Below are 11989 nucleotides of genomic sequence, written 5' to 3'. Positions count from 1 at the left end.
GCCGCCTGGGCCGCCCGGGCCGGTCCGTTGAGCGCCAGGAGAAGCCTCATGGGACGCGTCTGACCGCGTCGCCGGCGGGCCAAACCGGTACGGCATGACCGTCCCCCGTCCGGGCAGGTGCCTCTCGTCCCCCGCCCCGTCCTGCCCCGGCCACCGGCCGCCTGCCACCGGAGGAGCCATGCCTGTCCAGCTGCCGAAGCGGTGGCGCCGCGCCGACCACATCCCGCGCACCGTCGTCGTCACCGGTGCCAGCGGCGGCGTCGGCCGCGCCACCGCCCGCCGCTTCGGCGCCATGGGCGATCGGGTCGCGCTGCTGGCCCGGGGCGAGACCGGGCTGCGGGCCGCCGCCGACGAGGTGCACGCCGCCGGCGGCGAGGCCCTGGTGGTCCCGCTCGACCTGGCCGACCACACGGCCGTCGAGGACGCCGCCGGCCGGGTCGAGGCCGAGTTCGGCCCGCTCGACGTCTGGGTCAACGATGCCTTCTCCACCGTCTTCGCGCCCTTCACCGAGATCGACCCGGAGGAGTTCCGGCGTACCACCGAGGTCAGCTACCTCGGCTACGTCTGGGCGACCCGCGCCGCGCTGCGCCGGATGCTGCCGCGCGACCACGGCACCGTCGTCCAGGTCGGCTCCGCGCTCGCCTACCGGGGCATCCCGTTGCAGACCGCCTACAGCGGTGCCAAGCACGCCATCCAGGGCTTCAACGAAGCGCTCCGCTGCGAACTGCTGCACAGCGGCACCCAGGTCCGGGTGACCATGGTGCAGATGCCCGCCCTGAACACCCCGCAGTTCGACTGGCTGCTCAGCCGACTGCCGCGCCGCGCCCAGCCGGTGCCGCCGGTCTACCAGCCGGAGGTCGCCGCCCGTGCGGTCGCGCATGCGGCGGAGTACCCCGGCCGCCGCGAGTACTGGGTGGGCGGCGCCACCGCCGCCACCCTGCTGGCCAATGCGGTCGCCCCCGGCCTGCTGGACCGCTACCTGGCCCGCACCGGCTTCGACTCCCAGCAGAGTCCCGAGGAGCAGCCGGCGGACAGTCCGGTCAACCTCTGGGAGCCCGCCGACGGCCCCGGCGGCCCGGACTTCGGCGCCCACGGCCGCTTCGACGAGCGGGCGCACAGCCGCAGCGCCCAGGCATGGGCGTCCCGCCACCACGGTCTGCTGGGCACGGTCGGAGCGCTGGGCGCCGGCACCGCCGGGCTGCTCGCCGCCCGCGCCGCGCGGCGCCGCTGAGGTACGCGGCGCGGCGGGTCGGGGCCGCCGTCCGGTACTGCGCCGTTCGTGCGGCCTTCGCCGCTCCCGAGTGTGCCGCTGAGGGCGCCGGGCAGGCGCAGAGCGGCACCGGGCACCCCGACGCCCCGGGAGGCACGGCCCGCCGCGGCAGGGCCGCCCCGGCCCAGCAGCGGAGAGGCGATTCGATGGCGCACACGCTCACCGACGAGCAGGAAGAAGTGCTGAGGATGCACGCCGAAGCACTCGCCTCCTTCGGCCGCCGGGTGCGTGCCGTCGGCGCCAACCAGTGGAAAGCCCCCACCCCCTGTACCCGGTGGACCGTCCGCGACCTGGTCAACCACCTGACCGTCGAGCAGTTGTGGGTGCCCCCGCTGATGGAGGGCGCCACCCTCGCGGAGGTCGGCGACCGCTTCGACGGCGACCAGCTCGGCGACGACCCGGTGGGCACCTGGCGCCGGGCCGCCACCGCCGCCCGGGACGCCGTCATCCGGCACGGCGCGCTGGATGCCACCGTGCACCTCTCCGCCGGTGACACCCCGGCCGTCGAGTACTGCAGCCAGCTGACCACGGATGCGGCCGTGCACACCTGGGACCTGGCCCGCGCGACCGGCGGGGACACCCGGCTCGCGCCGGAGCTGGTGGCGTTCGCCCGGCGCGAGGTGGAGCCGTACGCCGACCAGCTCTCCGCCGGCGGCCTCTTCGCCCCGCCGGTGGAGGTGCCGGACGACGCCGACGAGCAGACCCGGCTGCTCGCCCTGCTCGGCCGCCGCGCCTGAGCCCGCGCCGACCGGGCGTCACACGTCCTGCCGTAGGGACCTGGCCCTGCCGATCCGCATCGCGCCGTCGCCGACCAGCGCGACCGCCGACCGCTGCGCATGGACGAACTCGGCACCGATCCGGTCGTGCGGAGCCCCTGGGTGGCCGCACTCCGGTCAGCCGTTCCCCGGTCAGCCGTGCTCGGCCAGCAGCCGCCGGTGCATCGAGGCCAGCGTCGCCTCGTCCACCCCGAGCGAGTCCGCCGCCAGCAACGCCGCCCCGGCAGCGCCGTCCAGGGCGCAGCTCATCGCCGCGCCGGGCCACTCCGCCCCGATCGCCCGCACCACCCGGCGGGCCAGCGCGTTGTCGGTCACCAGGCAGGAACCGGCGAGCACCACCGGAGTCCGCTCGGCCGGTCGGCGGACCTCCGCCAGGGTGGCCAGCAGATGCCCGGCCGCCGCCTCGACGATCGCGCCCGCAGCGGGGTCGTCCCGCTCGGCCGCAGCGGTCACCAGCGGCGCCAGCCGGGCCAGCGCCACCGGCTGGTCCGCGTAGACGGCCGCCACCAGCCGGGCCGTCAGGGCGCCGTCCCGGTCGGGCCCCCGACCGCCTCCGGGACCGGCGGTTCCCCGGCCGCCCGCAGCAGCGCCTCCACCACCAGCGGGGCCAGCAGCGGCGCGTGCACCCGGCCCGCCAGCGCCTCCAGCGTCAGCCGGACGGCCTCCCGGCCCATCCAGAAGCCGGACCCCAGGTCGCCGAGCAGCCAGCCCAGCCCATCGGCCCGGCCCGCCTCCTCCCAGCGGTCGATCCGTACCGCGATGGCGCCCGTCCCGGCGATCAGCACGCTGCCGCTGCCCACCGCCGTGCCCGCCGCGAAGGCCACCGCGGCGTCCGGAACCACCGTCATGGGGCACTCCAGCCCGGCCTCCCGCCAGGCCCGCCGCAGCGCGGCCCGCACCTGCGGCCGGCTCAGCAGCTGCCGCCCGGCGAGCCCGATCACCCCATGCCGCACCTCCGCCGGATCGACCCCGGCCAGCGCCCCGCGCAGCGCCACCGAGAGCGCCGCGGCCGCCCGGTGGGCGGGGTGCGCCGCCGGATTGCCGCCGCCGCTGTTGGCGTGGCCGTACCGGTTCCCGGCGAGGTCGCAGAGGAGCGCGCGGGTGTTGGTGCCGCCCACGTCCAGGCCCAGGACCAGGTCGGTCGCGGAGCAGGCCCTGGCTGCCCCGGCCGCCCGGGTCGCAGCGGTCGCCCTGGCCGTTCGGGCTGCCCGGGCTGTTCCGGCTGTTCGGGCCGCCGGGGCGCCGACCGGCGAGCCGCCGCTGCGGTCAGGGGGCTGGCCGATCTGGTGCATCGCTGCGGTCCCCCGTGGAGGCGGATGGTCTGGTTCCGGTGCTGGCCACACTGTGCCAGCCCGCACCTGGCGGCACCACTGCCCGCCGCAAATCCCGCCACCGGTGGCGGGTATTCACCGGGGCGGGTGCACCGGCTGCGGTACGGGCCCGCGTGCCCCGGCCGACCGGCGTCGGCGATTTCCCGGAGCGGCCGAATCCCCCCGGCCCTGCGCATTCACCGGCGGGCCTACTCCCCGTGCGGCCGCGCGGAATTCCCTGGCGCTGCTCATGCGGCGGAGGCCGATCGCGGCTATTCTCCGCGCCGGAACCCGGGTCCTGCACGGCTACGGCACAGGACATTCACGGCCGTGATGAATCCGGGACCATCGGGGAGTGGTGAGCGAAGACCTTCCGCCGAGAGCCGTAGCGGCATAACGTGGCGGGGACGACACCGCCCGAGTGACGGCCGAACGGTACGCAGGGTGCTGACCGGCACCCCCGAACGAGTGAGGCGCGCAACCATGTCAGAGCAGTCGACCCCGCCCCATGAGGACCCGGAGGGCTATGTCGGCCTGTCGGCGGAGCAGGCGGAGGCGGTCGCCAGACAGCGGGGGTGGACCACCGTCCGGGTGGTCGCCAGGGATGCCCTGGTGACGCTGGAGTACCGGTCGGGGCGGATCAACTTCGCGGCTGACGACGGCCGCGTGGTGCGCTGCTGGTTCGGCTGACGATCCGGCCGAACGCCTGGGGATGCGCCCGGGGGATGGCGCCTTGGGGCGTCTGAGGGGGCTGGGGGTACCGAGGGGGCTACGCCCGGGCGCCGCTGCGGCCCGGGGAGTGCGTGCCGCCGCCGGAGGCGCCACCGCCGACGCCCGCCAGTTCGTCCTGCACCGCCTTGTCCCACGGGGACCAGCCGGCGGCGGGACGCCCCGGCGCAGTCGGCGGTCTGCCGGTTCTTCGACCCCAGGCGGCCCGGATCCGCTCGTCGGCGGTGGCGATGGCCGGTTCGCAGAGCGGCAGCACCAGCAGCACCAGCAGCCCGGCCGTCCAGCCCGCCACCACATCGGTGATCCAGTGGGTGCCCAGATAGACGGTGGTGAGCCCGATGGAGGCGGCCGTGACACCGGCGGCCACCGAACCGGTCCGCCGCAGCCGCACCGCGAGATAGGCGATGACGCCCCAGGTCACGACCGAGTTGGCGGTGTGTCCGGAGGGGAAGATCTGGCCGCCGGCGAACAGCTCGGGCGACCCGATGTAGTGGGCGTAGTGCGGGCCCAGCCGACCCGTCACGATCTTCACCGCGCCGACCGTCAGATTGAGCAGCAGCAGCGCCGCCGCCATCACCAGCAGCGGGCGGGTGCTGCGGGTGCGGTAGCTGCGCCACACCAGCCAGACGCAGGCGGCGATGGCCGACGGGCCGCGCTGGCCGACGATGATCCAGACGTTGAGGAAGGGCAGCAGCTGCGGCCAGCGCTTGTACGGTTTGGCCAGCATGGCGTCCCAGTCCAGGTCGACCAGCCAGGTGTTGGTGAGCACCCCGGCGACCACCACCACGTACAGCGCGAGGGTCACCACGAAGAGGATCTTGTGGGTGCGCGTCAGCGGCGGCCGGCGGCGTTCCTGCGGCCGCTCCGCGACGTCTTGGTCCGGCCGCCCGAGCGGTGCGGCGTCGTTCGTCTGGGTACGCACTCGCTTGACGTTACAGCCCGTGACAGCGCCCACTGTGGCCGACCTGGCGTTCGTAATGACGATGTGACCTGGTCGACCGCGTTAGTGCCGGATAAAGGAGCAGGCGTACGGCTTGTGCATCCGGGAATGTGACGCGCGTCATTCCGGCGGCCCGCCGATCGGTGCGCCAGGAGGTTTCCGGCACGTCGCGGAGGGGTGGCTGTCCGATTGGCCCGGAGATCGCCGCCCGCGTCCGGTTGCCGCCTGTTGCGCTATTCGGACGGGGGTCGGGATTCCGGAATCCGGATTCCGACGGGCTCCGCCGCAATTCCGGGCGGCTGGGATTCCCGGATTTTCCTGGGATTGGCAATGCGTTGTCCCGGAGTTTCCGGAGAAGTCGGGCGGGCCGTACCCGATCGGGTGCGGCCCGCCCGGCGGTGGCCGTCAGCCCCAGTCGCCGCCGAGGGTGAGGCCGCCGTCCAGTACCAGGGTCTGACCGGTGATCCAGGAGGCATGCTCGGAGAGCAGGAAGGCCACCGCTCCGCCGACATCGGCAGGCAGGCCGAGCCGCTTCAGCGGGTAGGCCGCCGCCGCCTGCTCCTCGTGCCCGAGGTACAGCGGCTCGGCGAAGCGGGTCTTCACCACCGCCGGGGCCACCGCGTTGACCCGCACCGAGGGCGCCAGCTCATACGCCAACTGCTGGGTGAGCTGGACCAGGGCGGCCTTGCTCGCCCCGTACATCCCGATGCCCGGCGCCGGGCCCAGCGCGCTCACCGACGAGACATTGACGATGGCTCCGCCGTGCTCCTTCAGCGACGCCCGGTGGACCAGCTGCACCCAGCCGAGGGTGGCGATCACATTGACGTCCAGGATCCTGCGGGCGGTGTCCAGGTCCAGGTCGACCAGGGAGCCGACCACCGGGTTGGTCCCCACATTGTTGACCAGGGCGTCGATCCGCCCGAACCGCTCCATGGCCAGGCCCACCGCCGCCTCGCGGTGGTCCGGGTCGTGGCTCTTGCCGGCCACGCCGACGGCCCGTCCGGCGCCGCCGAGCTGCTCCACGGCCTCCTCCAGGGCCTTGCCGTCCCGGCCGGTGATCACCACCCGGTCGCCACGGGCCACCAGGGCCTCGGCAATGGCCAGGCCGATGCCCCGGCTCGCCCCGGTGATCAGGGCGACCCGCCCGCTGTCCTCGCTCATCCGTCCGTACCCGTCTCTCGTGGTGGTGCTGGATGTGGTGGTGCCGGATGGTGCTGGGTCCGGTCAGTCCAGCGGGCCGCCGGCCACATAGACCACCTGGCCGGAGACAAAGCCGGCGCCCTCGCTCACCAGGAAGGAGATGGTGTGCGCGATGTCCTCCGGAGTGCCGACCCGGGCCACCGGGATGTGGCCGGCGGCGGCGTTCTTGAAGTCCTCGAAGTCCATGCCGACCCGGGCGGCGGTGGCCGCGGTCATGTCGGTGGCGATGAAGCCGGGGGCGACCGCGTTGGCGGTGACGCCGAACTTGCCCAGTTCGATCGCCAGCGTCTTGGTGAAGCCCTGGAGCCCGGCCTTGGCCGCCGAGTAGTTGGCCTGGCCCCGGTTGCCCTGCGCCGAGGAGGAGGAGAGGTTGACGACCCGCCCGAAACCGGCGTCCACCATGTGCTTCTGCACCGCACGGGTCATCAGGAAGGCGCCCTTGAGGTGCACGTTCATCACGGTGTCCCAGTCCGACTCGGACATTTTGAAGAGCAGGTTGTCGCGGAGCACACCGGCGTTGTTCACCAGCACGGTCGGGGCGCCCAGCTCGGTGGCGACCCGCTCGACGGCCCGCTGCACCTGCTCGGCGTCGGACACGTCGGCGCCGATCGCGACGGCCCGGCCGCCCGCTGCGGTGATCCGCTCCACGGTCTCCTTGCCTGCGGACTCCTCCAGGTCCAGCACCGCCACGGCGAGGCCGTCGGCGGCGAGGCGGATTGCGGTGGCGGCGCCGATGCCACGGGCGGCACCGGTGACGATCGCGACGCGGGGAGCGGTGGTCTGCTCGGTCATAGGGGTACTCGATTCCTTTGTCGGGGCAGTGAGGGGGTTGGGCAGGGCTGCGGGGGTTGGGGGAGTTGCGGGGTTGGGCAGGGCTGCGGGGTTGGGGGGAGTTGCGGGGTTGGGCAGGGCTGCGGGGGTTGGGGGAGTTGCGGGGTTGGGCAGGGCTGCGGTGTCGGGGAGAGCAGTGGGTGTCAGGAGGGCAGGTAGGGCTTGAGCTCGCGGCGGGCCAGCGACCGCTTGTGGACCTCGTCCGGCCCGTCGGCGAACCGCAGGGTGCGGGCACCCGCCCAGAGCCGGGCCAGCGGGTAGTCCTGGGAGACCCCGCCGCCGCCGTGCGTCTGGATGGCCTTGTCGAGGATCCACTCCACGCCGGCCGGGGTGGCGATCTTGATGGCCTGGATCTCGGTGTGGGCCCCCCGGTTGCCGACCGTGTCCATCAGCCAGGCGGTCTTGAGGACCAGCAGCCGCAACTGCTCGATCCGCACCCGGGACTCGGCGATCCACTCCTGGATCACGCCCTGCTCGGCGAGCGGCCGGCCGAAGGCGGTCCGGGTGGCGGCGCGGCGGCACATCAGCTCCACCGCGCGCTCGGCCATGCCGATCAGCCGCATGCAGTGGTGGATGCGGCCAGGTCCCAGCCGGGCCTGGGCGATGGCGAACCCATCGCCCTCGCCGCCGATCAGGTGGTCGGCGGGCACGCGGGCGTTGTCGAAGACCACCTCGGCGTGGCCACCGTGCGGTCCGTCGGTGTAGCCGAAGACCGTCAGGCCCCGCTCCACCGAGACCCCGGGGGTGTCGCGCGGCACCAGGATCATGCTCTGCCGGCGGTGCTTGGACGCTGCGGGATCGGTCGCGCCCATCACCACCAGGACGCGGCAGGCCGGGTCCATGGCGCCGGTCGACCACCACTTGCGGCCGTTGACCAGGTAGTGGCCGCCGTCCCGCTCGATCCGGGTGGCGATATTGGCGGCGTCCGAGGAGGCCACCTCCGGCTCGGTCATACAGAAGGCGGACCGGATCTCGCCCTCCAGCAGCGGCTTCAGCCAGCGGTCCTGCTGCTCGGGGGAGCCGAACTCGGCCAGCAGCTCCATATTGCCGGTGTCCGGTGCCGCGCAGTTCAGCGCCTCGGGGGCCAGGTGCGGGCTGCGGCCGGTGATCTCCGCCAGCGGCGCGTACTGGAGGTTGGTCAGCCCGGCGCCGTGCTCCTCGCCGGGGAGGAAGAGGTTCCACAGCCCGCGCCGACGGGCCTCGGCCTTGAGGTCCGCCATCAGCGGCGGCCGGGCCCAGGGGTCGCCCGCGGCGGCCACCTGCTCCTCGAAGAGCGGCTCGGCCGGGTACACCACCTCGTCCATGAAGGCCAGCAGCCGGCCGCGCAGCTCCTCCGTGCGGCTGTCGTACCCGAAGTCCATCGTCAGGCCCCTTCCGTCAGCAGGGAGTCCAGGGCGGCCGTCACCAGCGGCTCCACCATGACCCCCAGGTGGGAGAAACCGCCACCCACGGTCTTGCCCTGGGTGTAGCGGTAGTGGATGCCCTCCGCGATGATCGCCAGCTTGTAGCGGGCGAACGCGGTGTACCAGGGCAGGGGGGAGGTGTCGAGGCCGCTGCGTTCGGCGTAGCGGGCGACCAGCTCCGCCATCGCGGGGAATCCGGCGTCGGCGCTGACCGCCGAGGAGACCGGGTTCTGCGGCAGGTCGCGGGAGATCTCCCAGTACACCCGCATCAGGCCGAGGTCGGCGAGCGGGTCGCCGAGGGTCGCCATCTCCCAGTCCAGCACTGCGGTCACCCGGTCGTCCGGGTCGAGGATCGCGTTGTCCAGGCGGTAGTCGCCGTGCACCACGGCCACCCGCTGCGCCTCCGGTACGGAGCCGCGCAGCCGCCCGTACAGCTCGTCCATGCCCTTGATCTCACGGCTCCGGGACGCCTCGAACTGCCTGCGCCAGCGTTCCACCTGGCGGGCCATGAAGCCGTCCGGGCGGCCGAAGTCGGCGAGGCCCACCTCGGCCGGGTCCACGGCGTGCAGCTCCGCGAGCACATCCACCAGCCGGGCCGAGATCGTGCGGGCCCGGTCGGCTCCCAGCCCGGCGGTCTGCTCGGCGGTCCGGTAGACGGTGCCGTGGACCTCCTCCATCAGATAGAAGGGGGCGCCGAGTACGTCGGGGTCCTCGCAGAGCAGATAGGTGGCCGGGACCGGCACGGCGGTGTCGGCCAGTGCCGAGATCACCCGGTACTCGCGGGCCATGTCGTGCGCGGTGGCGAGCACATGGCCCAGCGGCGGGCGGCGCAGCACCCAGCGGGAGGTCCCGTCGGTGACGGTGTACGTCAGATTGGACTTGCCGCCGGCGATCAGCCGGGCGGAGAGCGGGCCCGCCGCCAGGCCGGGGCGGGCGTGCGCCAGCTGGGCGTGCAGCCGGTCCAGGTCCAGGCCCGGGGGCTGGTCGGCCATGCGTACCGTCCTTTCCGCACGCCGCCCGAGGGGGCGGGGCACGGGGTGGGGTGGTAGACGTCGGGGGGAGACTTCCGGAGTGGCATGGGCGCCGTCGGCCACACCATACCGACCGGTAAGTATGTCCGCTAGGGTGGCTCGACGTGATCCACCCGGGGAGAGGAGTCCAGGTGTCCGCTGCACGCCGCAGACCTGCGGGGGAGCCGCCTGAGCAGTCCCCGGCGGGGTCTGGGTCGGGGTCGGGGATGGGGCGGCGCCGGTCGCGGGTGGTGCGCACCGTGCTGCCCGGCCCGCTGGCCTCCCGGGTCGCCGACCTGGGCACCGGTACGGCGGCCGAGCCGGACACCGCGCTGCCCGTACAGGCCAGACTGCTCGCCGTCGCCAGCGCCCTCTTCGCCGAACGCGGCTTCGCCCAGACCTCCGTCCAGGACATCGTGGAGCACGCCGGGGTCACCAAGGGCGCGATGTACCACTACTACTCGTCCAAGGACGACCTGCTCCAGGAGATCTACACCCGGCTGCTGGTCCTCCAGTCGGAGCGGCTGGCCGAGATCGCCGCCCGCCCGCTGCCCGCCGCCGAACGGCTGCGGGCCGCCGCAGCGGACGTCGTGGTGACCACCCTGGACCACCTGGACGACGCGGTGGTCTCCATGCGCTCGATGCACATGCTGCCGGAGAAACGCCAGGCCACCGTGCGGGCCGACCGCCGCCGCTACCACGAGCGGTTCCGCGCCCTGGTGGAGGAGGGGCAGCGGACCGGGGAGCTCCGCTCGGACGTCTCCGCCGACCTGGTGGTGCACCAGTTCTTCGGCGGCATCCACCACCTGGGCACCTGGTACCGGCCGGAGGGGGAGCTGCGCCCCGAGGAGATCGGTGCCACCTTCGCCGACCTGCTTCTCAGGGGACTCACAGATCGGTGAAACTCCTGTGAGGGTAAGGAGCAAAACTGGCCCATGCCCCGACAAGTGTTTAGTATTCCGCCAGACTCCGCAGATCAGTCGGATATTTGTATAGTGTGCGCCAGCAGCCGTCGGCTGCTCGGCGGAGCTCCCCTCGACGCTGCGGGACGCCGGCACGCCGTTACTGCGCCCCCCGACTGCCGCACACGCGCGTCGGGCGCGACATGGGGACGGACTCATGGTGCTGGGGGAGATCGAGATCACCCGTACATCCGATGGCCTGCTGCGATCCCCCGGCCATCTGATCCGGGTGGCCCAGCAGGTGCACACCCGGCTCTGGGCGGAGCAGGTCGGCGGTGAACTCACCGCCCCCCAGTTCGGCGTCCTCCTGGCGCTGGCCCTGGAACCCGGCTCCGACCAGCGGACCGTGGGGGAGCGGGCGTCGCTGGACAAGGCGACCATGGCGGAGATGGTCGGCCGGCTGATCCGGCGGGGCCTGGTGCTGCGCCGCCGTGACCCCTCCGACGGCCGCCGCAAACTGCTGGCGCTCTCCCCGGCCGGTACTCAGCTGGTCCGCGATGCCACCGCCGGGGTGGTGCGCGTCCAGCGGCTGCTGCTGGAACCGCTGGACGATGCCGAGCGCCAGGACCTGGTCACCATCCTGGGCCGGATAGGCCGACTGGAGTCGCTGGCGATAGCCGCACTCGCCGACGCCCGGCCGCTGCTGGACGCCCAGCGGGCCGTGGGCTACCTGATCCGGGTGGCCCAGCAGGTGCACACCCGGCTCTGGAACGAGCACGTCGGGGCCGAACTCACCGCCCCGCAGCACGCCGTCCTGGCCGTCCTCGACCTGGAACCCGGTATCGACCAGCGGACCGTGGGGGAACGGGCTTCGCTGGACAAGGCGACCATGGCGGAGATGGTCAGCCGACTGGTCCGGCGAGGGCTGCTGCTGCGCCGCCGCGATCCCTCCGACGGCCGCCGCAACCTGCTCTCCCTCTCGCCGGTCGGCCAGGAGTCGCTGCACCGGTGCACGCCCGGCGTCCGGGAGGTCCAGCGGCTGCTGCTGGAACCGCTGGACGAGGCCGACCGAGGGCGGGCCCTGGAACTGCTGGGCAAAGCGGCCCGACTGTAGTGCCGGGGCGGGCAGGCATCGCCTTTCACCGCTCGGAGTGACCCGTAAACGTCCCCAAAGTGTGATGTCGGCAACGCCCTGCCCGGAAACCCGCTGGTGGGAGGGGGTGCCCTGGTGGGGAGTGGAAGCGGTTGTCGGTGACACTCCATAGAATCGACACATGTCGTCAGCCCTGTCGAACTCCGGAGACCTGAACGACCTCCAGCGCGCCGTGGATCGTGCCAATGACGCGGTGCGCGCCTATGTGGCCGAGGTGGAGGGCGAGCGGCGGCGTTCCGGCGGGGCGGCCTCGGGTGCGCCGCAGGGCTGGACCGACCGGCAGTCGACCACCCTGGCCCACCTCCAGGGAGCCTATCTGGCGGCGTACCAGGCGTTGCGGGCCGCCACCCGTGGCCTGGGCGCTGCTGCCTGACCATCCGTCAGGTCATTTCGGGGGTTCGGTGTGCGGCGGTCGGCCGCCCCTGCCGGGTCCCGGCCCCTCCCGCCCCCCGGAAAACCGGTTGC

At 73.5% G+C, this 11989-nt stretch carries 13 protein-coding genes; 6 read left to right on the top strand and 7 right to left on the bottom strand.

What is annotated here, in order from left to right; translation table 11 throughout:
* Positions 1-178: 178 nt before the first annotated feature.
* Positions 179-1231: an SDR family oxidoreductase gene (locus C7M71_RS04095; protein WP_114914177.1), complete on the top strand. Its 1053-nt coding sequence runs from the start codon at positions 179-181 to the stop codon at positions 1229-1231.
* 185 nt (positions 1232-1416) lie between these two features.
* Positions 1417-2007: a TIGR03086 family metal-binding protein gene (locus tag C7M71_RS04090; RefSeq protein WP_111495603.1), complete on the top strand. Its 591-nt coding sequence runs from the start codon at positions 1417-1419 to the stop codon at positions 2005-2007.
* Between the two features lie 171 nt (positions 2008-2178).
* Here the strand turns inward: C7M71_RS04090 and C7M71_RS04085 are convergent, their stop codons facing one another.
* Complete coding sequence (locus tag C7M71_RS04085) at positions 2179-2553, bottom strand: hypothetical protein (RefSeq protein WP_114914176.1); 375 nt, start codon at positions 2551-2553, stop codon at positions 2179-2181.
* A gap of 11 nt (positions 2554-2564) precedes the next feature.
* Entirely contained in the window at positions 2565-3338 is a 774-nt protein-coding gene (locus C7M71_RS04080) for a BadF/BadG/BcrA/BcrD ATPase family protein (RefSeq protein ID WP_114914175.1), read from the bottom strand.
* A 501-nt stretch (positions 3339-3839) separates the two neighbouring features.
* Between C7M71_RS04080 and C7M71_RS04075 the strand changes: the two genes are divergently transcribed.
* The gene (locus tag C7M71_RS04075) at positions 3840-4046 is read left to right on the top strand and encodes a proteinase inhibitor I78 (protein ID WP_111492982.1); all 207 of its coding nucleotides are present in this window, start codon (positions 3840-3842) and stop codon (positions 4044-4046) included.
* A 79-nt stretch (positions 4047-4125) separates the two neighbouring features.
* Here the strand turns inward: C7M71_RS04075 and C7M71_RS04070 are convergent, their stop codons facing one another.
* The 5 genes from C7M71_RS04070 to C7M71_RS04045 form a co-directional block, all read right to left on the bottom strand.
* On the bottom strand, positions 4126-5007 hold the full coding sequence (locus C7M71_RS04070; RefSeq protein ID WP_175607629.1) for a phosphatase PAP2 family protein: 882 nt from the start codon (positions 5005-5007) through the stop codon (positions 4126-4128).
* 423 nt (positions 5008-5430) lie between these two features.
* The gene (locus C7M71_RS04065; RefSeq protein ID WP_111492981.1) at positions 5431-6186 is read right to left on the bottom strand and encodes an SDR family oxidoreductase; all 756 of its coding nucleotides are present in this window, start codon (positions 6184-6186) and stop codon (positions 5431-5433) included.
* 63 nt (positions 6187-6249) lie between these two features.
* Positions 6250-7017 carry a 3-oxoacyl-ACP reductase FabG gene (fabG, locus tag C7M71_RS04060; RefSeq protein WP_111492980.1) on the bottom strand — a complete coding sequence of 256 codons (768 nt, stop codon included), beginning with the start codon at positions 7015-7017 and terminating at the stop codon, positions 6250-6252.
* 182 nt (positions 7018-7199) lie between these two features.
* Positions 7200-8417, bottom strand: a complete 1218-nt coding sequence (locus tag C7M71_RS04050) for an acyl-CoA dehydrogenase family protein (RefSeq protein ID WP_111492979.1) — start codon at positions 8415-8417, stop codon at positions 7200-7202.
* A gap of 2 nt (positions 8418-8419) precedes the next feature.
* Positions 8420-9451: a phosphotransferase family protein gene (locus C7M71_RS04045; protein ID WP_111492978.1), complete on the bottom strand. Its 1032-nt coding sequence runs from the start codon at positions 9449-9451 to the stop codon at positions 8420-8422.
* A 314-nt stretch (positions 9452-9765) separates the two neighbouring features.
* Between C7M71_RS04045 and C7M71_RS04040 the strand changes: the two genes are divergently transcribed.
* The 3 genes from C7M71_RS04040 (at position 9766) to C7M71_RS04030 (ending at position 11897) form a co-directional block, all read left to right on the top strand.
* A complete protein-coding gene (locus tag C7M71_RS04040; RefSeq protein WP_407675969.1) occupies positions 9766-10371 on the top strand; it encodes a TetR/AcrR family transcriptional regulator in 606 nt (201 codons plus the stop codon).
* A gap of 217 nt (positions 10372-10588) precedes the next feature.
* Positions 10589-11485, top strand: coding sequence for a MarR family winged helix-turn-helix transcriptional regulator (locus C7M71_RS32850; RefSeq protein ID WP_322975144.1), 897 nt, complete (start codon positions 10589-10591; stop codon positions 11483-11485).
* A gap of 160 nt (positions 11486-11645) precedes the next feature.
* Positions 11646-11897 carry a hypothetical protein gene (locus tag C7M71_RS04030; RefSeq protein ID WP_111492976.1) on the top strand — a complete coding sequence of 84 codons (252 nt, stop codon included), beginning with the start codon at positions 11646-11648 and terminating at the stop codon, positions 11895-11897.
* Positions 11898-11989 lie beyond the last annotated feature (92 nt).

The organism is Peterkaempfera bronchialis (assembly GCF_003258605.2).
GTDB lineage: Bacteria > Actinomycetota > Actinomycetes > Streptomycetales > Streptomycetaceae > Peterkaempfera > Peterkaempfera bronchialis.
Note: the sequence above shows the minus strand (reverse complement) of the source record. Positions and strands in the feature narration are given on the sequence as shown.